Origin of the sequence: Streptomyces spinoverrucosus (assembly GCF_006539505.1) — a bacterium.
Lineage (GTDB): Bacteria > Actinomycetota > Actinomycetes > Streptomycetales > Streptomycetaceae > Streptomyces > Streptomyces spinoverrucosus.
On sequence record NZ_BJND01000052.1, the window covers coordinates 1 to 21,416 of the forward strand.

Here is a 21,416-nt window from a genome sequence, read left to right on the forward strand (position 1 = left end):
TAAGAGTCGGAGCCGCCCGTGAGGGGCAGGAACTTCCTCGCCGCCACGGTGCTCCGGCTCCGCAGCGGCCTGGATACCTGATGGTCCTGGGCGACACCAGAGGAGGTCACGAAGGCTGGCCCGGTACCTTGCGGGATTAGGCTAGGACCCCATTGTGGAGATTGCGGTCTGGAACTCCTACGCCATGCTCGCCCACCAGCGAGGGGAGCACACGGAGGCCGTCGACTCGGGCCTGGCTGCCCAGTCCACCGCCATCACCAAGCGTGACCCCTCTTCGCCTCCCTGGACCACGCCCGCACGGCCATCGGCCACTTGAACCTCGGCGACTGACAGGCCGCCATCCGTTTCCTGGGGGTACACCCAGGAGGCCCTGGGGCTTCCGAAAGGTCGGCGAACGCCAGCCCTTCCCGGACTCCCCGCTGTACGCCGTGATGCTGGCCGAAACTGCCGCTGAAGTAGCGGAAAAGGCGAGCCAGTTGCTCTCCGTAGGGTGCGGATTCTGATCACGCGGAAGGGGAGAGCTGTTCGCGCACCCATTCGGGATCAGGGTTGGTGTGTGGCCGGCCCGCCACGATGACGGTCGGCACGGTCTCGTTGCCGTCGTTGGCTGCCCTCACCGCTGCTGCTCCTGCCGGGTCACGCCAGATGTTGACCCAAAGCAACTGGCGGGCGCTGCGGCCCAGCCGGATGCGCAGTCGTATGCAGTACTTGCAGCCCGGACGCCAGAAGACGACCGGCCGACCGTCGACCACGCTGCGGCGTTGTGCCTCCCGGGCATCGATCGACCTCGGGAAGATCAGGGGCGAGTTCACGCCTGCGAGCGAAAGGAACGCCAGTAGGAGTGCTGCGGCTGTGCCGGGGTTCCCTTTGAAGATCAGCCCAGTCGCGACGGCTGAGCCGCAGAGCACAAGCAGCATCGGCAGGATCCAATCGCGCATCATGGGGACGCAGGCTATCGATGAGTGGAAATGCTCCTCGAAACCAGGGGCTGTCCGGCGATCATGCAGTCAGTGGCCGTGTTTCCGTGACGCTGCCGTAGCCTCCGTGGTCATGTTCAAGTGGTGGCATGTGGTGGCGGATGACGAACGGCAGCGATGGACTCTCGATCCGTTCGTGAGCGTGGGGCCGCTGGCGTTCGGTGTGGGCCCCGGTGAGGTATCGGAGGCACTGCGCGGTGTCACAAAGGAAGCTCAGCGGCACAGGCTTCGCCGTCGTGCGAACGAGACTGTCGACGTCATTGAGGAGGGCGAGTACCGAGAGTTCGGTCTGAAGCTCTACTACCGGGAGGAACGGCTGGCCGGCATCGTGGTCGATGCACTGCGAGGGCCTCAGGTCTACGTGGAGGGTGTGGCCTTGGTGGGCCAGGTCCCTTCCGTTCTGGAGCAGTGGATGCTCGACCGTGCCGAAGCCCGTGAGCCGGATTCGGAGCTCTCTTACATGGATGCTGGCGTCCCTGGGTCGGACTCACTGGGCGTCGTTCTGGATGTGCAGCGCGCAGGCGATCACCTCCTGACGCGGCCGGTGTTCGTCCCCCGTGAGGCCCTGGATGACCTCCCCCACTTCCTGCCACGGGAAGCTTGGTCGCGTTGCTGAGCACGCCTGCCAGGCAGACTGGGACGGGGCCGTGGGTCTTTCCGTGACGGACGCGGTCGCAGTCACCGGCCAACGTCCATACAGATTGGCGGACTTGAGCGCGGGACGCGGTAGTGCGGTCAGCGCACCATCCCGCGGCCACCGCCCTCGACGGACTCGCGGGTCCTGGTCGGAGCAGTGGGCGCAGGACTTCGGTTGTGGTCGGCAGGGCGGTCAGGGAGAGGGGTCCTGCCCCTGTTCCTGACCGCCCCGGTGGTGGACGGGTGGGTGGACTTCTTCATGCGCGGTTGTGCGGTTTGAGGGCAGGAACTGCCTTTGGTTGTCCGTCAGTTGCAGAAGTTGAGGATGGGGAGGAGGCCGTTGCCGCACTGGAAGTGCTCCCCGTCCCCGCCGCCGCCACCGTAGGCTGGGGTGGCCTTTGTGGCGACGTGCGTGGCTGGCGTCGCGGCCGCGGCGGATGTGGCAGTTGCCACCCCCGCCGCACATGCGATGCCCACGGCGGCACTCACCGCGAGTGCTCGCGGAATCCGGGAAACGGCCTTCTTGGGGTGAGGTGTAGTGTTCATGGACTCACCATGCACACCCTCGCGATCAGTTGCTCGCCGAGCGCATCCGAGCGGGTGAGCCACCCCACAGGGCCGGATCAGAATTCGCTTTCAGGGATACGCCGGCCTCGGCTGACCTCGATACGCGGCACATCGCTCAGTTGGCCTCGGCATTTCATGACGGCTCGCCAGATCAACTCGCAAGCAGTTGTGGCTTGTTGGGCCGTTTGGTGGGCAGGTCGAGGGTCCGGCTGTCACGCCTGGTGGGCGCCGGGTTCCACGGCTCCGGCGGGCCGGTGCGGGTTTGGAGGGACGGGGCACGCTGCTGGTCAGCCTGGCTTCGGCAGGGCGGTGAGCCGGGCCAGGGCGTCGGTGATCACGTCGGTCCAGGCCGGCAGCTCCAGCACGATCTGGACGATCTCCAGCCAGATCTGGTTCTGCGCGCCCTCGTGGAGGGGCAGGTGGTCGCTCGCGGCGTTGGAGCCGGCGTTGCCAGGTCCCACATCCGGAGCCGGCGTGTCGGCCAACTTCCACACACGGTCGCGGACTTCAGCGCTTGCCGTCCTGATCACATCAGGGGCCTTCGGCCCGGCCGAGGCTAGGGCGTCGACGAGGCGGGAGACCGTCGGGTCGGAGGCCACCGGCAACCCGACGCGCTCATGGCCCCGTTGGACGAGGAGCACCGAGCGCTCCGACATTCGAGGCGCAGGAGGCACGTGCGGAGGCCTTCGGTATGCGGGCGCTCAACGAGTTCAAGGCAAGCATGTGGGAAAGAGCCCGGAGCAAGCTCGTTCAGCGCCTGCGTGATCAGGGCGCCCCAATGGGGAGGTCGCGGGTTGCAGTGTCACGAAGCAGCCGTACGGCCGGTCCGACAAAGAACCTCCGGTTGGGGAGCCGGCGAAGAGCCGCCCCTCCTTTCCCTTCGGGGCCACCCGGACCGAGGAGGAGACACGGGGAGGCATCCTGGCCCTCCAGGCCCGAGCCCGTCGACGTGCGGGCCGCGCGAGTGATCCTCGGACGGGACGCATCCCGTCCTCACGGATTCGTTTGACCGTGGACACGGCGAGCTGGACCAAGTGATCCGTGCCTACGCCGGACAGCCGGCCAGCGACACACCGGAGCGAACCGAGCCGGGCGTCGATCGCCTACCTGCGGCACACCTGGCACACCCGCCCATGGGCGCCGGTACGCGGAGCCCCCGCCCGGACGACTCGGCCGGCCCCGTACAGCCCCAGCGGCTGGCTCGCCTTCGTCGCCGCCCGGCTCGTGGATGGACCGCGGCGACGCAGATGCCGTCGCCCGGCGCGTGGTGGCCCGCGGTGTGGCCACCAGGGCAATGAAAGAGGCCGGTGACCCCTTCCTACGAAGGTCACCGGCCTCTTCGAACAGGGTGAGTGACGGGACTCGAACCCGCGGCATCCTGGACCACAACCAGGTGCTCTACCAGCTGAGCTACACCCACCATGACCGGCGGTTCTACTGTCGTTTCCCCGACCGGCCGAGAAAAAGTGTACAGGGTCCGAAGGGGTGCTCGCGCCCGGCTTTCGCCGGGGCGGTCACTGTGCGGGCAGGACGTGCTTCGCGGCGATCGCTCGGGCGGTGTCCGAGTCAGGGCCGGGCTGCGGTACGAAGATGGCCTCGCGGTAGTAGCGCAGTTCCGCGATGGACTCGCGGATGTCGGCCAGGGCGCGGTGGTTGCCGTTCTTCTCGGGGCTGTTGAAGTACGCGCGCGGGTACCAGCGGCGGGCCAGCTCCTTGATGCTGGAGACGTCGACGATGCGGTAGTGGAGGTAGTCCTCCAGCGTGGGCATGTCGCGCAGCAGGAAGCCCCGGTCGGTGCCGACCGAGTTGCCGCACAGCGGGGCCTTGCCGGGCTCCTTGATGTGTTCACGTACATAGGTGAGGACCTGGTCCTCGGCGTCCGCGAGGGTCGTGCCGTTCGGCAGCTCCGCGAGCAGGCCGGACGCGGTGTGCATCTGACGTACCACCTCCGGCATCGTCTCCAGCGCCCGGTCCGGCGGGCGGATGACGATGTCCACCCCCTCGCCGAGTACGTTCAGCTCGGAGTCGGTGACGAGGGCGGCCACCTCGATGAGAGCGTCGTCGGACAGCGAGAGGCCGGTCATCTCGCAGTCGATCCACACCATGCGATCGTTCATGCGTCCACCCTACGGCCGACATGCGCATATGAGGGGTGCCGCGTACGTGCGGGAACGGGAGCAGGGCCCACAGGGGCTGCCTGCTCCCTGTGGACCCCGTCACACCGTCACGGCCGGGTCACGGCCCTTACGACCCGCTGCGCTGCCCCGGCAGGCTCGCACGCGCGTACGTCTCCCGCGCGTGATCCCCCGGCAGCGCCGAGGAGCCGACCGCGCTCGCCGCCGCCGTACGGCGTGCCTGCATCGGCACCGGGCTCTCCGGGTGCAGCGGGGCGGACGGCGGGCCTGCCTGCGGCGGCGGGCCGGTCATCGGCGCGGGCGCGCTCGCCGTGCCGTCGCCGTCCGACGTGCGGTCGGACTGCGGGCGGCGTGCTCGGTACGCCGCCCGGTACGCGGCCGGGGACGAGCCCAGCTGGCGGCGGAAGTGGCCGCGCAGGGCGACCGGCGAGCGGAAGCCGCAGCGGCCCGCCACCTCGTCGACCGAGTAGTCCGATGTCTCCAGCAGGCGCTGCGCCTGCAGCACCCGCTGGGTGATCAGCCACTGCAGGGGCGCGCTGCCCGTCAGCGAGCGGAAGCGGCGGTCGAACGTGCGGCGCGACATGTACGCCCTCGCCGCCAGCGTCTCGACGTCGAACTGCTCGTGCAGATGCTCCAACGCCCAGGCGACGACCTCCGCCAGCGGGTCGGCGCCGATCTCCTCCGGTAAAGATCGGTCCAGGTAGCGTTCCTGGCCTCCGCTCCGGCGTGGGGGCACCACCAGGCGGCGGGCCAGCGCGCCGGCCGCCTCGTTGCCGTGGTCCGTCCGCACGATGTGCAGACAGAGATCGATTCCGGCCGCGGTGCCCGCCGACGTCAGCACGTCACCGTCGTCGACGAACAGCTCCCGCGGGTCCACATGGACCGACGGGTAGCGCTTCGCCAGCGTCGGCGCGTACATCCAGTGCGTGGTGGCCGGGCGGCCGTCCAGCAGGCCCGCCGCCGCGAGGACGAACGCCCCCGTGCACAGGCCCACGATCCGGGCGCCCTCCTCGTGCGCCCGGCGCAGCGCGTCGAGCGCCTCCTCCGGCGGTGGCGAGGTGATCGATCGCCAGGCGGGCACGACCACCGTGCCCGCGCGGGAGATCGCTTCCAGGCCATGCGGCGCGGTCAGTTCCAGGCCCCCTGTGGTCCGCAGCGGGCCTTCCTCGCCCCCGCACACCAGCAGTCGGTAGCGCGGTACGCCGGCGTCCTGGCGGTCGATTCCGAACACCGACAGCGGTATGGAACTCTCGAAGATGGGGCCGCCGCTGAACAGCAGCACCGCGACGATCTCCTTGCGGCGGCGCCCGGACAGCTTCCGGGCCCCGGCATCCGGCGCGGCAGTGGAGTCGTGGCTCATACTGCTAAGCCCCCCTCGGTGGTCGCGGCTCCTCGGTTGTGTCGCTCCTGCACGTTTCCCCTCGGTCCTGCACGAGTCCCCCGCCGTAGACAGTCAAGATCGAATCTACTGTGTCCCGCCGTGCCGGTGTGCCAGTTCATCACCCGGCACATTGTCGACTTGGCAACTTGGCGTGAAGCATTCGATCACGAAGCGTTGCACTAGCGGGCCGCGCAGGGAAGTGCGCCTTGTCGCAGTGGCCAATCCACGTAGGGTGCGCGAGCCCCCTGGGACCCTTTCCGTGCAGGTCGAACGGGGGTTGGGGGGTGCTCGGGGGTGCTGATGCACACAGTTCAGAAGTTGGCTGAAAAGATACGGGCGCGTGCGCGGAAACCGGTCAGCCGACCGGTGTATGTCCGCCCGGGCGCCGTCCGCCCCTGTGCGCCCCCGAACCGCTGCGCTGATGCCGGCCCCGGTGCGGCGCGCCCTCCGTGGCCCGCAGCCGGGCCGCGCCGCGCTCGGACGCGCGCAGCAGCGCCCGGCAGACCGCAGTGACGGCGGCGAGGCCCAGGGCGGTGCCCATGGCGCCCGCGAGGGAGCTGCCGCACCACACGAGGATCACCGGGACGAGCAGACAGCTGAAGGCGGCCCACCGGACCACGTCGGTCACCGCGTCCGGGCCGGACGCGGTCCCGGGGCGCGTCTCGGGGGTCGGGCGGGGTGCGGACATCACATACTCCCTGTAGCGGCGGCTCACGCTCCCTGCGGCGGTGGCTCACGTGGATCAACGCCGGTTCGACCGCTCGGTCACTGCCGGACCGGGGGTGCGCCGGCGGCGTAAGTGAATCCTGTGCAAACCGCCTGTACGGGGCAGCAACCATTGCGTTACGGGCGCCCCCTCGTGCATGCTCCCTGGAACCCGCCGCGGACGTGAGCGGGATCTGGGCTAAGGAGGCGTGCCGCCGTACCCTTGGGGGTATGGGGTTGGGAAGATGATTCCCGGACACAGCTCCGCCGCACACTGTCGTCCCACCCGATCAAGGATCACAACGCCGAGACAGCCATGGCCGGTCACGAATTCTTCGAACCCGCGGACCGCAAGCGGCCGGTCGCCGACCCGACGGCGGCCGATCCCCTGGCGGCGGAAGAGCCACGCCAATCGTGCGACCCCGCCTTCAAGCACGGTGTCGTCGTCGGCTTCGACGGCTCGACGTCCTCCGAGCGTGCCCTCGCGTACGCGATCGGCATGGCCCAGCGCTCCGGTTCGGGCCTGATCATCGTCCATGTGGCCAACCGGCTGCCCACCACGGTGTGGGCCGGCTGTGAGCCACCCGTCTTCGTCGACGTGCCGGACCACCGCACCGAGGTGCTCGGTCTGGAACTCGCGTGCGCGGAGTACCTCGCCGAGGTGCCCTGGATCCTGGTCGAGCGCGGCGGTGACATCTGCCACGAACTCGAGGAGGTCGGGCGGGAGTACGAGGCGGACGCCATCGTCGTCGGCTCCACGCACGGCATCGTGGGGCGCATTTTCGGCTCTGTCGCGGGGCGGCTCGCCAAGCGCGCCAAGCGCCCTGTCGTTGTCATTCCGTAACTCGCCGTTGGCCCAGGTGAGATGCCTGGTGGGCACGGCCGACTCCCTTTGTGCACACGCCAAATCTACTCACGCGTAGATGTGTTTGTGCCCTTGTGAAGGGCATATACCGGTCACCGCACAACTGCACAGGCATGAAGGGAGCCCGCCGTGGACAACGGAGTCTCTGCGGGAAGCACCACCACGATCGTCGGCCGACTCGCGCTCGGTATCACCCTGTTGGCCGTCGGCCTCGGGTACACCGGGCTGATCGACGGAGTGACGGCGGCGGACGCCGTGACACTGGCTCACTACGTAGGCGGCGTCGTGCTGTTCGTCGCCGGACTGTTCGCGTTCCGGGAGGGCGACGGCGGGACGGGGACCGCGTTCGCCGCGCTCGGCGCGCTCTGGTTCACGTGGGCGGTCTCGCCCGACGTCTCCGACAACGCCGCGGGGTTGTTCCTGCTGCTGTTCGCCCTCGTCGCGCTCTCCCTCACGCTCGCCGGGGGCGAGACGCTCGGGCAGGCCACGTACGGGCTGTTCTTCGTCGCGCTGCTGCTGCTCGCCATCGGGCAGTTCGCGGACAGTGGGGCGCTGGACAAGGCGGGTGGCTGGTTCGCCGTCGCCTCCGGCGCGGTGGCCTGGTACGCCGCCACGGCGGCGCTGGCGCACTGGCCGACGGCACTTCCGCGACGCGGTGCCGCGAGCCGCGGTGTGACGGCTGCGGGTTAGCTGCGCCGGCTGGGGAGTTGGGCGGCTTCCCGGCGAATGAGACGGACCCCCGCGTGGAGGTGGCACACGTGGGGGTCCGTCCTGTTGTCTTGCCGGTGCGGGTGCGTTGTGGTTTCTCGCGCAGTTCCCCGCGCCCCTAGGGCAACTATTCGACCGTTACCGACTTTGCGAGGTTCCTGGGCTTGTCGATGTCCCTGCCCAGGGCCAGGGCCGTGTGGTACGCGAGGAGTTGGAGGGGGATGCCCATCAGGATCGGGTCCAGCTCGTCCTCGTTCTTGGGGACCACGATCGTCTGGTCGGCCTTCTCCTGCTCCTGGTGGGCCACCGCCAGGATCTTGCCGCTGCGGGCCTTGATCTCCTCCATCGCGGCGCGGTTCTTCTCCAGCAGGTCGTCGTCGGGGACGATGGCGACCGTCGGGAGGGCGGGCTCGATCAGGGCCAGCGGGCCGTGCTTCAGCTCGGAGGCGGGGTAGGCCTCGGCGTGGATGTACGAGACCTCCTTGAGCTTGAGGGAGGCCTCGCGGGCGACCGGGTAGCCACGGACGCGGCCGATGAAGAGCATCGAGCGGGCGTCGGCGTACCCCTTGGCCAGCTGCTCGATCTCCTCCTCCTGCTTCATGATCTCGGCGATCTGCGTGGGCAGCTTGCGCAGGCCCTCGATGATCCGCTTGCCGTCGCGGACGGAGAGGTCACGGGTGCGGCCGAGGTGCAGGGCGAGCAGGGCGAAGGCCACGCAGGTGTTGGTGAAGCACTTCGTGGAGACCACGCAGACCTCGGGGCCCGCGTGCACATAGATGCCGCCGTCGGCCTCGCGGGCGATCGCCGAGCCGACGACGTTCACGATGCCCAGCACCCGGGCGCCCTTGCGCTTCAGCTCCTGGACGGCCGCCAGGACGTCGTACGTCTCACCGGACTGCGATACGGCGATGTAGAGCGTGTCGGGGTCGACGACCGCGTTGCGGTAGCGGAACTCGGAGGCGGGCTCGGCGTCGGCGGGGATGCGGGCCAGCTCCTCGATCATCTGGGCGCCGATCATGCCCGCGTGGTACGAGGTGCCGCAGCCGAGGATCTTCACCCGGCGGATCCGGCGCGCCTCGCGCGCGTCGAGGTTCAGGCCGCCGAGGTGCACGGTGGAGAAGCGGTCGTCGATCCGGCCGCGCAGGACGCGGTCCACGGCCTCGGCCTGCTCGTGGATCTCCTTGTGCATGTAGGTGTCGTGGCCGCCCATGTCGTACGACGCCGCCTCCCACTCCACGGTGGTGGGCTCCGCCGTGGTGCGGGTGCCCTCCGTCGTGTAGGTGCGGAAGTCGTCGGCCTTCAGGGTGGCCATCTCGCCGTCGTCCAGCGTCACTATCTGACGCGTGTGGGTGACCAGCGCGGCGATGTCCGAGGCGACGAACATCTCCTTCTCGCCGACGCCGAGGACGACCGGGGAGCCATTGCGGGCGACGACGATGCGGTCCGGGAAGTCGGCGTGCAGCACGGCGATGCCGTACGTGCCCTCGATCAGGCGCAGGGTCTCACGGACCTTGTCCTCCAGCTTCTCGGCCTGCGAGCGGGCGATCAGGTGGACGAGGACCTCGGTGTCGGTCTCGGAGAGGAACTCGACGCCGTCCGCCTCCAGCTTGCGGCGCAGGTCGGAGGCGTTGTCGATGATGCCGTTGTGGACGACGGCGACCTTGCCCTCGGCGTCCAGATGCGGGTGGGCGTTGACGTCGGAGGGGGCGCCGTGGGTGGCCCAGCGGGTGTGGGCAATACCGGTGGTGCCCTTGAAGCGCGCCGGGACCTTGGTCTCCAGGTCACGGACCCGGCCCTTGGCCTTGACCATCTTCAGACCGGCGGCCTTGGGGGAGGTGACGACGATGCCGGCCGAGTCGTAGCCGCGGTACTCCAGACGCTGGAGGCCCTCCAGGAGCAGGGGGGCGACGTCACGCTTCCCGATGTATCCGACGATTCCGCACATATATACGTATTCCTCAGCCGTAGACGATGCGGCGCAGCTGCCTGAGCGTGAGCTCGGGTGGTGCCACCGCCCGGTATTTCAGGTCCGCCGCGATCTGTTCGAAGATCGTCGCGTTGACCAGGCCCTGGGCCTGAAGTTCGCGGTGGCGGCGACGGACGAACTCCTCGGTCGTCTCGTCGAAGTAGGCGAGCACGTCCTGGATCACACGCAGCGCCTCACCCCGGTTGAGGGGGGTGGAGCGCGTCAGATGATCAACGAGTTCGTCGTGCACCCGGTAGATCCTGGGGTACGGGCGACACTTTCGCAACATCCCTGCCCGATTTCGGGCAGGGATGTGGGGTGGATGGGCTGTGATGCCCGTTGTATCCGGTTACATCCGTTTCAGGATCGCCTGCTTGGCCAGGCTGAACTCCTCGTCGGTCAGTACGCCGCCGCGGTGCAGTTCGCCGAGCTCGCGCAGGCGCCGGAGCAGTGCGTCGTGGTCGTCCTCGCGGGCGGACGCGGCGGGCTCCGACTGCTGCGCGGAGGCCTCCAGGGCGGCAGCCGGGGCCGGGGCCGCCGGGTGCGGGAGGCGGGCCTGGACGGCGGCCGCGACCAGGGCCATCAGCGGGTCCTTCTTGAAGCCCCACAGCTCGACCGAGTTCGGGTCGTACTTGGGCGGGGCCTTGGTCGGGGCGTTCTTCACGGTGAAACGCAGATAACCGTTCTCCAGGCCCGCCGCCGGATGCCACTCCACCGCCACGATGTCGATGACGGCCAGCGTGCGGGTGCCGGCGGCGGCCTTGGCGTCCTCCGTCTTCCAGTTCCACTCCAGGCGCACCTGCTCGCCGTCGAAGCTCGCGGTGCCGTCCCCGGCGGCGGCCGACAGCGGGACTGCGGGGCCCGGCAGCAGGTACTCGGAGACCGGCTCGGAGGGCACCTGGTCCAGCATCAGGGCGTTGCGCACCTCGTCCACGAAGTACTCGGCGACGCCGTAGCGGTCGGACTCGACGACCAGTTGGTAGGGGTCGTGGGGTTCGCCGAGCCGGCCGCCGGTCGCATGAAGCAGCGGGTCGGCGCCGTCCCGCAGCCGCAGCCTCAGCCGCCCGGACTTGCGGCCCTGCTCGAACGATATGCCCGCCAACGCCCCCAGTGGCACGACCAGTTCACCCAGCGTCTTGCGCAGCAGGCTGACGTTCTTGTCCCGTCCGGGAGTCAGGCGCAGCGCGTCGCCGTCGAAGACCCACGTCCCGTCCTTCTGGATGATTTCCGCCATGAGAGGGATTGTTTCACCGGTCTCGCGAGAGAGTGGTCCATACCTGTTGGAGCTCCAGGAAGGGACCGTTTGTGAGACAGCACCGCTCCCTGCACCACAGAACCCTTCGCCTTCTGGCTTCCCTGCTGCTCGTCACGGCGGTGGGCGCCTCCCTCACCGCGGCGGCACCGGCGCCCACAACCACGACCGCGCTCGACGACGTGATACCGGCCCCCGCCTCCGTCGACCCGGGCGGATCGCCGTACCGCATCACCGAGTGCACCCGCATCCGCGTCGACAACTCCCTTGAGGCCCGCCGTATCGGCGGCTATCTCGCGGACGTGCTGCGCCCCTCGACCGGCTACCGCCTCCCCGTCACCACCCACGGCGACGGCGGCATCCGGCTGCGGCTCGCCAAGGGCCCGTACGGCGACGAGGGTTACCGCCTCGACAGCCGCCGCACCGGCGTCACCATCACCGCCGCCCGCCCCGCCGGACTGTTCCACGGCGTGCAGACCCTGCGCCAGCTCCTCCCGGCCGCCGTCGAGCGGGACTCCGTACAGCCCGGCCCCTGGCTGGTCGCGGGCGGCAGCATCAAGGACACCCCGCGCTACGGCTGGCGCGGCGCCATGCTCGACGTCTCCCGGCACTTCTTCACCGTCGGCGAAGTCAAGCGCTACATCGACCAGTTGGCGCTGTACAAGTTCAACAAGCTGCACCTGCACCTCAGCGACGACCAGGGCTGGCGCATCGCCATCGACTCCTGGCCGCGCCTCGCGACCTACGGCGGCTCCACCGAAGTCGGCGGCGGCCCCGGTGGCTACTACACCAAGGCCGACTACAAGGAGATCGTCCGCTACGCGGCCTCCCGGCACCTGGAGGTCGTCCCAGAGATCGATATGCCCGGCCACACCAACGCGGCCCTCGCCTCGTACGCCGAACTGAACTGCGACGGCGTCGCGCCCCCGCTCTACACCGGCACCGCCGTCGGCTTCAGCTCGCTGTGCGTGCCGAAGGAGGTCACGTACGACTTCGTGGACGACGTCATCAGGGAGCTCGCCGCGCTCACGCCGGGGCGTTATCTGCACATCGGCGGTGACGAGGCGCACTCCACCAGCCACGAGGACTACGTGAAGTTCATGGACCGGGTGCAGCCGATCGTCGCCCGGTACGGCAAGACGGTCATCGGCTGGCACCAGCTCACCGGCGCGAGTGCGGCGAAGGGTGCGCTCGCGCAGTACTGGGGGCTGGACGGCACGAGCCCGGCGGAGAAGGAGCAGGTCGCGGCGGCGGCGCGGAACGGGACCGGGCTGATCCTCTCCCCGGCCGACCGGATCTACCTCGACATGAAGTACAACGCCCAGACCCCGCTCGGACTGTCCTGGGCCGGATACGTCGAGGTGCAGCGGTCCTACGACTGGGATCCGGGCGCCTATCTGCCGGGTGCGCCCGCGTCGGCGATCCGGGGGGTCGAGGCGCCGCTGTGGACAGAGACCATCGAGAACTCGGCCCACATCGAGTACATGGCGTTCCCGAGGCTGCCGGGTGTGGCCGAGCTGGGGTGGTCGCCCGCGTCCACGCACGACTGGGCGGACTACCGGGAGCGGCTTGCGACGCAGGGGCCTCGGTGGGATGCGCTGGGGATCGGGTATTACCGGTCGCCGCAGGTTCCCTGGCCCTCTGAGTAAGAGATCCCCTCTGAGTAAAAAGAGGACGGGCACCTCGGAGGACCGTACTCCGGGGTGCCCGCCTGTCTTTGGGTGTCAGAGCCCCGCTATGGGGTTCTTCAAGGTGCCGACCAGTTGGAGTGCGCCCGCCGGGTCCGCCAGGTCCACCATCTGCTTGTTGTTGCGCAGCTGGAGACGGTTCAGGCAGGACAGCGCGAACTCGGGGGCGAACATGTCGTACTGCCGGAACTTGTCGGCGAGTTCGGGCATCGACTCCTGGTACTCACGGGTGACCTCGGCGACCGTCCGCCAGAAGTCGTCCTCCTCCAGGATTCCCTCGGTGGCGAGGTTTGCGGCGAGGAAGCGGAAGAAGCAGTCGAAGACGTCCGTGAAGATGGACAGGAGTTTTGTGTCCTCGGGGACGTCGACGCGCAGCCGCTCCACCGTCGGGGGCAGGACCGCGTCCGGGTCCATGACGGCGATCTCCTCGGCGATGTCCTTGTAGATCGCGCGTTCGACGACGCCGTCCTTCAGGACCAGGATGACGTTCTCGCCGTGCGGCATGAACACCAGGTCGTAGGCGTAGAAGCTGTGCAGCAGCGGGGTGAAGTAGGCCCGCAGATAGCGGCGCAGCCACTCCTTCGGGGCCAGGCCCGACTGCTCGATCAGCGCAGCCGCGAAACCTCGGCCCTCGTGGTCGACGTGCAGCAGGGAGGCCATGGTGGCGAGCGACTCGCCCTGCTGGAGCGAGGCGACCGGGCTCTCCCGCCACAGTGCGGCCAGCATCTTGCGGTACGGCGAGTAGCGGTCCGTCGCCTTCTCGTACTCCAGATGCCGGTAGCCGACCGCCGCCCTCTCGCGGATGATCGACAGGCCCGTCGACTTCAGCACCGGGTCGTTCTCGATCAGCTGGGCGAGCCAGTCGTTGATCGCCGGGGTGGCCTCCATGTAGGCGGCCGAGAGCCCCCGCATGAAGCCCATGTTGAGGACGGACAGGGCCGTCTTCACGTAGTGCTTCTCGGGGTGGGTGGTGTTGAAGAAGGTACGGATGGACTGCTGGGCCAGGTACTCGTCGTCGCCCTCGCCCAGGCAGACGAGGTGGTTGCGGGCGACCTCGGCGGCGAAGGTGACGGTGAGCTTGTTCCACCACTGCCAGGGGTGGACGGGGATGAGCAGGTAGTCGGCTGGGTCGAGGCCCCGGTCCGTGAGCTGCTGGTGGAACCGCTCGACCGTCTCCGCGCCCAGCTCGTCCCGCAGGAACGACTCGTACTCGATGCCGACGCCGGCTGTGAAGGCGGCGCGCGAGCGGTGCGCGGCCAGCCACACCAGCCGGACCGGGCTCGCGGTCTCGGGGGCGTACGAGAGGTACTCGTGGATGCCGAAGCCCAGCCGGCCGTTGTTGGCGACGAAGCAGGGGTGGCCCTCGGTCATACCGGTCTCGATGGCCTGGAAACCGCCTTTCACCAGCTCGGCGACCGGGATCTGCGGCTTGGTGAGCTTGTAGCAGGTGCCGGAGAGGGTGGAGGAGATCTCCTCCAGGTAGACCGGGAGGATCTCGTCGCTCAGGCCGAGCGCCTGCTTCAGCTCGATGAAGAAGTCCAGCGCGGCCAGAGGGAGTTCATTGCCGTCGCGGTGCCGGGTGATGGAGTCGGCGTCGATCTGCCAGTGGTCCAGGGCGCGGATCATGGCCGTGAAGGTGTACCGCGTCAGACCGTCGTCGCTGCGGACGACGAACTGATCGCCGTCCTTCTCGGGCGTGATCAGCCGCTCGTGGGCGAACTCGGCGAGCGCCTTGCGGATCAGGAGGCGGTTGGCCCGCGCCCAGCGGTGGGGGGCGAGATGCGCTACGGCGTCGGACAGGGTCATACGGCTACTCCTCGGGCGGCCACGAACTGTTCGCGCGTGCAGAAGCTCAGCAGCGCGCGTTTCTCCGGCTTGTCGATCTCACGTACGGGTTCAAAGCCGACGGCCTCGTTGAGCGCGTGCACCGCCTTGTTGCTCACGTCCGGCTCGACCACGACCCGCCGGGTGCCCGGGTCGGCGAACAGCTCGTCCATCACGGCGGTGATGACGGCCCGGGTGAAGCCGTGGACCGGCCGGTCGGTGGGGGCGACCAGGAAGTGCATGCCGACATCGCCGGGCTCGGGGTCGTACAGGCCGACCAGCTCGACGTACCGGGGGTCGTACTTCTCCATCAGGAAGGCAGGAGCGCCGTCGTGCAGGCCGAGGTAGGCGTGGTGGTGCTCGTGGGCCGCGATCCGCATGTACTCGCGCTCGACGTCCTGGAGTTTGGCGTCCTGCATCATCCAGAAGGCCGCCTTGGGGTGGGTGACCCAGGCGTGCAGCAGCTCGGCGTCCTTCAGGGGGTCGAGGGGGCGGATGGTGAACGTACCGATGCCCGTACGTGTCGTGCTCATACGGCGAACTCCTGGAACGCGATGGTCTTCTCGACCGGGTAGTACTCGCTGCCGAGCAGCTCACGGATGATGTACGCGTTCCGGTACGCGCCCATGCCGAGGTCGGGGGACGTGATGCTGTGGGTGTGGACACCGGCGTTCTGGAGGAAGACGCCTCTGCCGGTGACGTCGATGGCGTAGTTGCGGGCGACGTCGAAGCTGCCCTGGGAGTCGTACACCAGCCGGTCGCGGACCGGCTTCAGGAACTCCGGCTCGACGTACCGGTAACCGGTGGCGAGCACCAGGCCCTGGGAGTTGATCTCGAAGTCCTTCTCCTGCTCCTCCTGACGGAAGCCCAGCGTGTACGTGCCGTTCTCGTACCGGGCGCTGGTGAGCGCGGAGTTGGTGAGCAGCCGGGTGGGGACCGGCCCGCCGAGGTTCTTCTGGTAGAGCAGGTCGAAGATCTCGTTGATGAGATCGCCGTCGATGCCCTTGAACAGGCCCTTCTGCTGGGCGGTGAGCCGGTAGCGGGTGGCCTCCGGCAGCTCGCGGAAGTAGTCGATGTACTCCGGGGAGGTCATCTCCAGCGTGAGCTTGGTGTACTCCAGCGGGAAGAAGCGCGGGGAGCGCGTCACCCAGTTCAGCTGGTAGCCGTGTACGTCGATCTCGCTGAGCAGGTCGTAGTAGATCTCGGCGGCCGACTGACCGCTGCCGACCAGCGTGATCGACTCCTTGCGCTGGAGCTCCGCCTTGTGCTGGAGGTAGCGGGAGTTGTGCAGGAAGTCACCGCCGAGACCCTGGCAGGCGTCCGGGATGTAGGGCGGGGTGCCGGTGCCGAGGACCAGGCGACGGGCGCGGAAGACGTCGCCGCCTTCGGTGCGGACGACGTACAGCTCGTCCTCGTACGTCACCTCGGTGACCGTTGTGCTGAAGCGGATGCTGCTCAGCTTGTTCGCGGCCCAGCGGCAGTAGTCGTCGTACTCGACCCGCAGCGGGTAGAAGTTCTCGCGGATGTAGAACGAGTACAGCCGGCCCTTCTCCTTCAGGTAGTTGAGGAAGGAGTACGGGGAGGTCGGGTCGGCCAGCGTGACCAGGTCCGACATGAACGGGGTCTGCAGGTGGGCGCCGTCCAGGAACATGCCCGCGTGCCATTCGAAGTCCGGCTTGGACTCCAGGAAGAGGCCGTCGAGTTCGGCGATGGGCTCGGTCAGGCAGGCCAGGCCGAGGTTGAAGGGGCCGAGCCCGATTCCCACGAAGTCGTACGTCTCTTTCGTGGCACCAGTGGCTTCAGGAAGCGCGGTCAAGGGATTCTCCCAGGTACTGCTCGGCATGGCCGGCGATCAGGTCGAGGACGGCGGCGATGTCTTCGGTCGTCGTCTCGGGGTTGAGCAGGGTGAACTTCAGGTAGTGGCGGCCGGCCACCTTGGTGCCCGCGACGATGGCCTCACCGGAGGCGAACAGGGCCTTGCGGGCGTAGAGGTTGGCGCGGTCGATCTGGGCCGGGTCGGTGACGGCCGCCGGGATGTAACGGAAGACCAGGGTGGACAGGGAGGGCTCGACCACGACGTCGTAGCGCGGGTCGGCGGCGAGCAGCTGCCAGCCCTCCTGAGCCAGGTCGCACACCTCGTCGAAGAGCTGTCCGATGCCGTCGGCGCCCATCACGCGCAGGGTCATCCAGAGCTTGAGGGCGTCGAAGCGGCGGGTGGTCTGGAGGGACTTGTCCACCTGGTTGGGGATACGTTCCTGCACCATCCGGCGGGGGTTGAGGTACTCCGCGTGGTAGGTGGCGTGGCGCAGGGTCGAGGCGTCCCGCACCAGCACGGCCGAGGAACTAACCGGCTGGAAGAAGGACTTGTGGTAGTCGACGGTGACCGAGTCGGCGCGCTCGATGCCGCTGAGCAGGGCGCGGCGCTTCGGTGAGGCGAGCAGTCCGCAGCCGTAGGCGGCGTCGACGTGCATCCAGGTGCCGTACTGGGCGCACAGCTCGGCGATCTCGGGCAGCGGGTCGATGGAGCCGAAGTCTGTGGTGCCTGCGGTGGCGACCACGGCCATGGGTGTCAGGCCGTCCTGCGCGCAGCGCTCCAGCTCACGGGCGAGCGCGACCGTCTGCATCCGCTTGTCGTGGTCGACGGGGATCGCCACGACCGACTCGGCGTCCAGCCCGAGGAGTTTGGCGGACTTCTTCACGCTGAAGTGGCTGACCTCGGAGGCGAAGATACGCAGTTTCGCGAGGTCGTCGCTCTTCGCCTCCTCCCGGGCCAGCAATAGCGCCTGGAGGTTGGACTGCGTGCCGCCCGAGGTGAAGACGCCGTCGGCGTTCTCGCCGAGGCCGATGCGCTCGGTGGTCCAGTCGATGAGCTTGCGCTCGATCAGGGTGCCGCCGGCCGACTGGTCCCAGGTGTCGAGGGAGGAGTTGACGGCGGAGAGGATCGCCTCGCCGAGCACGGCCGGGATGACGACCGGGCAGTTGAGGTGGGCGAGGTAGCGGGGGTGGTGGAAGTAGATCGCGTCCCGGAGGTAGACATCCTCCAGTTCGTCCAGCACCGCGGCGGTGTCGCCCAGCGGCTGGTCGAGGTCGATCTGCTCGATGCGGGGGGCGAGGGCATCGACGGTGACGCCCGTGAACGGACGGTCGGTGGTGGCGAGTTTCGCCGCCACCCGCTCTACTCCATCGGTCACGGAGCGGCGGTACTGCTCCGCGGTCGTGTCATTGAGCAGGTGCGAGCGCATGTGGGGGTCCTCCGGTGGGGACGGTCCGTTGCGGGACGGGGGAAGGCCGCGTCTAACTTAGGTTAGCCTAACCTAATTAACTCTGGTGAAACGCAGCCCCAGCCGTGACAGCCGTCACCTTGAACGGCTGCCCTTCGGACAGCAGTTACTCGCCCCGCTCGCGCAACTGCTCTTCGGTGAGGCCCTGTCGCCAGTAGCCGAGAAGGTGACACGGCGCCGGTCGACACCGCGCTCGCCGACGAAGTGCCGACGCAGTTCCTTCACGCAGGACGACTCGCCCGCGATCCAGACGTACGGGTGTTCGGCGGGCGGCAGTTGGGCGGCACGCAGGGCGCCGAGAGCCATGGGGGAGCTCTCGGCGCGGCCTGCGTCCTGCACCAGCCAGGTGACCTCGGCGTCGGCCTCGGTCACCAGGTCCTGGATGTCCCCGGCGTCGTTCACCTCCAGCCAGACGTGGACCCGCTGACCGGCGGGCAGCGACTCCAGAATGGCCGCGACGGCAGGCAGGGCGGTCTCGTCGCCCCAGAGGACCACCAGGTCGGTGTCCTCCGGCGGCCGGAACCGGATCGCCCGGTTGTCCGCGACCGCCGGCCCGAGCAACAGCACCCGATCACCGGCGGCGGCCCGGGAGGCCCAGGCGGAGGCGGGCCCGGCGGGGGTGTGCAGCACGAAGTCGATGTCGATCTCATCGGGATCGCGACGGAGCGCCCGCAGCGTGTAGGACCGCATCACGGCCCGTACGTCATCGGGGAGTTCACGCCACCCCTGCCACCACCCGTCACCGAGCTCAATGGGAACCTGCGGCTCCCGCTGGCCGGGGTGGGGCAGGAACAGCGACAGGGACTGGTCACGCCCCTCGGAGAAGAAGTACCGCAGGTCGTCCCCGGCAAAGGTGACCCGAACAAGAGACGGCCCGAGCCGCTCCGTCCGTACGACTTGCAGAGAGAAGAAACGGAATGGGGCGGCTACGGCCGTAGTCATGGAGTAACTCCTGAATGGACGTCAGGGATGCCGACCTCTCAGGGGCGCGGGGCTGTATTGATTTGCGGCTCCGCCGCGCGGGCGCGACCAACCACAACGGACCCGCAGCCGCCCCACAACCTCAAGTGGCTCTCTCTCAGGCGACCTTCTTCGCCTTCTCGATCGCCTCGGCAAGACTGGTCAGCAACGGCGTGCACTTGTCGTACGACAGAATCGGCTCCGGCGAACGCGGAATGACCTGCCCCGCCTCGACCGCGGGCAGCTTCTTCCACGTGCCCTCGGTGATGTCCGCCGGCTGAATCGTCGACGACCGGTCGTCCATCATGATGATGTCCGCCGGGTACTTGTCGACGTTCTCCCAGCTCAGCGACTCGAACCAGCCCCCACCCTGCGCCTTCGCCTTCTCCGGCGGCTCGACGAAGTTCACGCCGAGCGCCTTGAAGTACTCCAGGTCGATGGAGAGGTTGGTGCCGGAGACGTAGAAGATCTCCTGGCTCGCGGAACCGGCCATCACCTTGATCTCGGGCCGGGCCTTGGCCGCCTTGCGCAGCCGCTCGGCCGCGGCCTCGAACTCCTGCTTGGCCTTGACGACCTTGTCGGCCTTCATGTCCGCGCCGAGCGACTCGGCCAGCGCCCACATGCGCTGCAGCGGCTCGGTCATCTGGCGGTCGTAGACGGAGATGGCGACGCTCGGGGCGAGCTTGGCGATCTTGTCCTTGGACGCCTCGGGGACGTACCAGAGGGTGCCCGCGCTGTCGAAGGTGGTGGAGATCAGGACGTCCGGCTGGAAGGCGGCGTACTGCTCGACGTTGAACTGGTCCCAGACGTTGCCGAAGACGGTCAGCTTGGTGACGTCCATGTCCCCGGCCTGGACGTCGGCCTTGCCGTCCTGCGTCTTGGTCGGGCCGAAGACGCCCTTGACCTCGATGCCGTAGTCGTAGAGGGCGGCGGCGACGCCGACGAAGGCGACAATGTTCGTGGGGACCTGGTCCAGCTTCACCGTCTCGCCGCGGTCGTCCTTGAAGCTCCAGGGGCCGGAGGCCTTGGCGGATGCGGATGCCTTCGCGTCCGAGCCGCCGCTGCTCGTGTCTTCGTCGCCGCAGGCTGCGAGCACGGCACCGAGGCCGAGGGCACCGCCGGCGGCGAGGAGGCCGCGGCGGGTGAGGTGGGTGGCACGGGCGTTGGACATGAGTGTGGCTGCTTTCGAACAGGGCGGAGGGCCCGCCGGACAATTCGAAGGTAGGTTAGCCTAACCTCAGATCTTGTCCAGGGGGCGGGCCCCCGGGCGTACGCACCTGTGCGCGGCCTGTGCGGCCGGTCGCTCAGCCCGCGAGCCCCAACTCCCGTGCGATCAGCATCCGTTGCACCTCGCTCGTGCCCTCCCCGATCTCCAGGATCTTCGAGTCCCGCCACATACGCGCGACCGGATACTCGTTCATGAAGCCGTAGCCGCCGTGGATCTGGGTGGCGTCGCGGGCGTTGTCCACGGCGATCGTCGACGAGTACAGCTTTGCCAGCGCCGCCTCCTTCTTGAAGGGTTCGCCCGCCAGCAGCCGGGACGCCGCGTCACGCCACGCCAGGCGGGCCGTGTGGGCCTTCATCTCCATGTCCGCGATCTTGAATTGGATGGCCTGGTTGGCGCCGATCGGCCGGCCGAAGGCGTGACGTTCCTTCGCGTACTTCAGCGACTCGTCGACACAGCCCTGCGCCAGGCCGGTGGCGAGCGCCGCGATGGCGATGCGGCCCTCGTCGAGGATGCGCAGGAACTGGGCGTACCCCCTGCCCTCCTCGCCGAGCAGGTTCGCCGCCGGGACCCGGACGTCGTCGAAGGACAGCTCCCGGGTGTCGGAGGCGTTCCAGCCGACCTTGGAGTACGGGGCCGCGACCGTGAAGCCCGGCGTGCCGGACGGGACGATGATCGCGGAGATCCGCGGCCCGCCGTCCGGTTTACGGCCCGTCACCGCGGTGACCGTGACCAGACCGGTGATGTCCGTGCCGGAGTTGGTGATGAAGCACTTGGTGCCGTTGATGACCCACTCGTCGGTCTCCGGGTCGAGCCGGGCCGTGGTGCGGGTCGCGCCCGCGTCCGAGCCGCCGCCGGGCTCGGTCAGGCCGAAGGCGCCGAGGATCTCGCCGGTGCACAGGCGGGGGAGCCATGCGCGCTTCTGCTCCTCGGTGCCGAACAGGTGGATCGGCATCGCGCCCAGCGAGACGCCCGCCTCCAGGGTGATGGCCACCGAGGAGTCGACACGGGCCAGTTCCTCCAGGGCGACGCCCAGGGCGAGATAGTCGCCGCCCATACCGCCGTACTCCTCCGGGAACGGCAGCCCGAACAGGCCCATCTTGCCCATCTCGCGGACGATCTCGTACGGGAACTCGTGCCGCTCGTAGTAGTCGCCGATCTTGGGGGCGACGACCTCGTGTGCGAACTCCTCGACCGTGCGGCGGAGTTCTTCCAACTCGGGGCTGAGGCGGTGGTCCATGGTGCG

Annotated in this window: 18 protein-coding genes, 1 tRNA gene and 3 pseudogenes; 5 read left to right on the forward strand and 17 right to left on the reverse strand. The window is 68.7% G+C overall.

Annotated elements, in window-relative coordinates:
• Positions 1-503: 503 nt before the first annotated feature.
• Positions 504-941 (reverse strand): glutaredoxin domain-containing protein, encoded by a 438-nt coding sequence (locus SSP24_RS30100; protein ID WP_141313107.1) that lies wholly within the window; start codon positions 939-941, stop codon positions 504-506.
• A 109-nt stretch (positions 942-1,050) separates the two neighbouring features.
• On the opposite strand from SSP24_RS30100, the gene SSP24_RS30105 reads away from it, so the two are divergent.
• Complete coding sequence (locus tag SSP24_RS30105; RefSeq protein WP_189986399.1) at positions 1,051-1,593, forward strand: hypothetical protein; 543 nt, start codon at positions 1,051-1,053, stop codon at positions 1,591-1,593.
• Positions 1,594-1,919: 326 nt separating this feature from the next.
• Here the strand turns inward: SSP24_RS30105 and SSP24_RS30110 are convergent, their stop codons facing one another.
• Together SSP24_RS30110 and SSP24_RS44405 are read right to left on the reverse strand one after the other, a co-directional pair.
• The gene (locus SSP24_RS30110) at positions 1,920-2,159 is read right to left on the reverse strand and encodes a hypothetical protein (RefSeq protein WP_141313111.1); all 240 of its coding nucleotides are present in this window, start codon (positions 2,157-2,159) and stop codon (positions 1,920-1,922) included.
• A 476-nt stretch (positions 2,160-2,635) separates the two neighbouring features.
• Positions 2,636-2,782: pseudogene (locus SSP24_RS44405) on the reverse strand (IS1380 family transposase); the annotation flags it as partial.
• Positions 2,783-3,093: 311 nt separating this feature from the next.
• Here SSP24_RS44405 and SSP24_RS45590 point away from each other — a divergent pair.
• Positions 3,094-3,189, forward strand: a pseudogene (locus SSP24_RS45590) (RNase A-like domain-containing protein); the annotation flags it as partial.
• A 338-nt stretch (positions 3,190-3,527) separates the two neighbouring features.
• Here SSP24_RS45590 and SSP24_RS30125 read toward each other — a convergent pair.
• The 4 genes from SSP24_RS30125 to SSP24_RS30140 form a co-directional block, all read right to left on the reverse strand.
• A tRNA-His gene (locus tag SSP24_RS30125) sits at positions 3,528-3,600 on the reverse strand.
• A 94-nt stretch (positions 3,601-3,694) separates the two neighbouring features.
• Positions 3,695-4,297 carry an oligoribonuclease gene (gene orn, locus SSP24_RS30130; protein WP_141313117.1) on the reverse strand — a complete coding sequence of 201 codons (603 nt, stop codon included), beginning with the start codon at positions 4,295-4,297 and terminating at the stop codon, positions 3,695-3,697.
• 127 nt (positions 4,298-4,424) lie between these two features.
• A complete protein-coding gene (locus SSP24_RS30135; RefSeq protein ID WP_141313119.1) occupies positions 4,425-5,675 on the reverse strand; it encodes a helix-turn-helix domain-containing protein in 1,251 nt (416 codons plus the stop codon).
• 376 nt (positions 5,676-6,051) lie between these two features.
• Positions 6,052-6,384 carry a hypothetical protein gene (locus tag SSP24_RS30140; protein WP_174864741.1) on the reverse strand — a complete coding sequence of 111 codons (333 nt, stop codon included), beginning with the start codon at positions 6,382-6,384 and terminating at the stop codon, positions 6,052-6,054.
• Positions 6,385-6,717: 333 nt separating this feature from the next.
• Between SSP24_RS30140 and SSP24_RS30145 the strand changes: the two genes are divergently transcribed.
• A complete protein-coding gene (locus SSP24_RS30145) occupies positions 6,718-7,245 on the forward strand; it encodes a universal stress protein (protein WP_141313121.1) in 528 nt (175 codons plus the stop codon).
• 150 nt (positions 7,246-7,395) lie between these two features.
• The gene (locus SSP24_RS30150; RefSeq protein WP_141313123.1) at positions 7,396-7,956 is read left to right on the forward strand and encodes a GPR1/FUN34/YaaH family transporter; all 561 of its coding nucleotides are present in this window, start codon (positions 7,396-7,398) and stop codon (positions 7,954-7,956) included.
• 145 nt (positions 7,957-8,101) lie between these two features.
• Here SSP24_RS30150 and glmS read toward each other — a convergent pair whose 3' ends face one another.
• The 3 genes from glmS to SSP24_RS30165 form a co-directional block, all read right to left on the reverse strand.
• Entirely contained in the window at positions 8,102-9,919 is a 1,818-nt protein-coding gene (gene glmS, locus SSP24_RS30155; protein WP_141313125.1) for a glutamine--fructose-6-phosphate transaminase (isomerizing), read from the reverse strand.
• Positions 9,920-9,932: 13 nt separating this feature from the next.
• A complete protein-coding gene (locus SSP24_RS30160) occupies positions 9,933-10,190 on the reverse strand; it encodes a hypothetical protein (RefSeq protein WP_141313127.1) in 258 nt (85 codons plus the stop codon).
• 99 nt (positions 10,191-10,289) lie between these two features.
• On the reverse strand, positions 10,290-11,174 hold the full coding sequence (locus SSP24_RS30165) for a DUF4429 domain-containing protein (RefSeq protein WP_141313129.1): 885 nt from the start codon (positions 11,172-11,174) through the stop codon (positions 10,290-10,292).
• Positions 11,175-11,245: 71 nt separating this feature from the next.
• Here SSP24_RS30165 and SSP24_RS30170 point away from each other — a divergent pair, with 71 nt between their 5' ends.
• Complete coding sequence (locus SSP24_RS30170; RefSeq protein ID WP_141313131.1) at positions 11,246-12,841, forward strand: beta-N-acetylhexosaminidase; 1,596 nt, start codon at positions 11,246-11,248, stop codon at positions 12,839-12,841.
• Between the two features lie 75 nt (positions 12,842-12,916).
• Here the strand turns inward: SSP24_RS30170 and SSP24_RS30175 are convergent, their stop codons facing one another.
• The 7 genes and pseudogenes from SSP24_RS30175 to SSP24_RS30205 form a co-directional block, all read right to left on the reverse strand.
• Positions 12,917-14,686, reverse strand: a complete 1,770-nt coding sequence (locus SSP24_RS30175) for an IucA/IucC family protein (RefSeq protein WP_141313133.1) — start codon at positions 14,684-14,686, stop codon at positions 12,917-12,919.
• A complete protein-coding gene (locus SSP24_RS30180) occupies positions 14,683-15,237 on the reverse strand; it encodes a GNAT family N-acetyltransferase (protein ID WP_141313135.1) in 555 nt (184 codons plus the stop codon). The genes SSP24_RS30175 and SSP24_RS30180 overlap by 4 nt, the downstream gene beginning before the upstream one ends.
• On the reverse strand, positions 15,234-16,520 hold the full coding sequence (locus tag SSP24_RS30185) for a lysine N(6)-hydroxylase/L-ornithine N(5)-oxygenase family protein (protein WP_174864742.1): 1,287 nt from the start codon (positions 16,518-16,520) through the stop codon (positions 15,234-15,236). Before SSP24_RS30185 ends, SSP24_RS30180 begins: the two co-directional genes overlap by 4 nt.
• Positions 16,504-17,946: a lysine decarboxylase DesA gene (desA, locus tag SSP24_RS30190; RefSeq protein WP_141313137.1), complete on the reverse strand. Its 1,443-nt coding sequence runs from the start codon at positions 17,944-17,946 to the stop codon at positions 16,504-16,506. The genes SSP24_RS30185 and desA overlap by 17 nt, the downstream gene beginning before the upstream one ends.
• 145 nt (positions 17,947-18,091) lie before the next feature.
• Positions 18,092-18,927 (reverse strand): annotated as a pseudogene (locus tag SSP24_RS30195) (siderophore-interacting protein).
• 136 nt (positions 18,928-19,063) lie between these two features.
• On the reverse strand, positions 19,064-20,116 hold the full coding sequence (locus SSP24_RS30200; protein ID WP_141313139.1) for an ABC transporter substrate-binding protein: 1,053 nt from the start codon (positions 20,114-20,116) through the stop codon (positions 19,064-19,066).
• Positions 20,117-20,249: 133 nt separating this feature from the next.
• Positions 20,250-21,410 carry an acyl-CoA dehydrogenase family protein gene (locus SSP24_RS30205; protein WP_141313141.1) on the reverse strand — a complete coding sequence of 387 codons (1,161 nt, stop codon included), beginning with the start codon at positions 21,408-21,410 and terminating at the stop codon, positions 20,250-20,252.
• Between the last annotated feature and the right edge of the window lie 6 nt (positions 21,411-21,416).

Excerpts from the sequence above, each read along its gene's own strand:
- glmS (WP_141313125.1), bottom strand. The coding sequence starts at position 9,919 with ATGTGCGGAATCGTCGGATACATCGGGAAGCGTGACGTCGCCCCCCTG.
- SSP24_RS30165 (WP_141313129.1), bottom strand. The coding sequence starts at position 11,174 with ATGGCGGAAATCATCCAGAAGGACGGGACGTGGGTCTTCGACGGCGAC.
- SSP24_RS30180 (WP_141313135.1), bottom strand. The coding sequence starts at position 15,237 with ATGAGCACGACACGTACGGGCATCGGTACGTTCACCATCCGCCCCCTC.
- SSP24_RS30105 (WP_189986399.1), top strand. The coding sequence starts at position 1,051 with ATGTTCAAGTGGTGGCATGTGGTGGCGGATGACGAACGGCAGCGATGG.
- SSP24_RS30205 (WP_141313141.1), bottom strand. The coding sequence starts at position 21,410 with ATGGACCACCGCCTCAGCCCCGAGTTGGAAGAACTCCGCCGCACGGTC.
- SSP24_RS30145 (WP_141313121.1), top strand. The coding sequence starts at position 6,718 with ATGGCCGGTCACGAATTCTTCGAACCCGCGGACCGCAAGCGGCCGGTC.
- orn (WP_141313117.1), bottom strand. The coding sequence starts at position 4,297 with ATGAACGATCGCATGGTGTGGATCGACTGCGAGATGACCGGCCTCTCG.
- SSP24_RS30100 (WP_141313107.1), bottom strand. The coding sequence starts at position 941 with ATGATGCGCGATTGGATCCTGCCGATGCTGCTTGTGCTCTGCGGCTCA.
- SSP24_RS30140 (WP_174864741.1), bottom strand. The coding sequence starts at position 6,384 with ATGTCCGCACCCCGCCCGACCCCCGAGACGCGCCCCGGGACCGCGTCC.
- SSP24_RS30135 (WP_141313119.1), bottom strand. The coding sequence starts at position 5,675 with ATGAGCCACGACTCCACTGCCGCGCCGGATGCCGGGGCCCGGAAGCTG.
- SSP24_RS30175 (WP_141313133.1), bottom strand. The coding sequence starts at position 14,686 with ATGACCCTGTCCGACGCCGTAGCGCATCTCGCCCCCCACCGCTGGGCG.
- desA (WP_141313137.1), bottom strand. The coding sequence starts at position 17,946 with ATGCGCTCGCACCTGCTCAATGACACGACCGCGGAGCAGTACCGCCGC.
- SSP24_RS30200 (WP_141313139.1), bottom strand. The coding sequence starts at position 20,116 with ATGTCCAACGCCCGTGCCACCCACCTCACCCGCCGCGGCCTCCTCGCC.
- SSP24_RS30110 (WP_141313111.1), bottom strand. The coding sequence starts at position 2,159 with ATGAACACTACACCTCACCCCAAGAAGGCCGTTTCCCGGATTCCGCGA.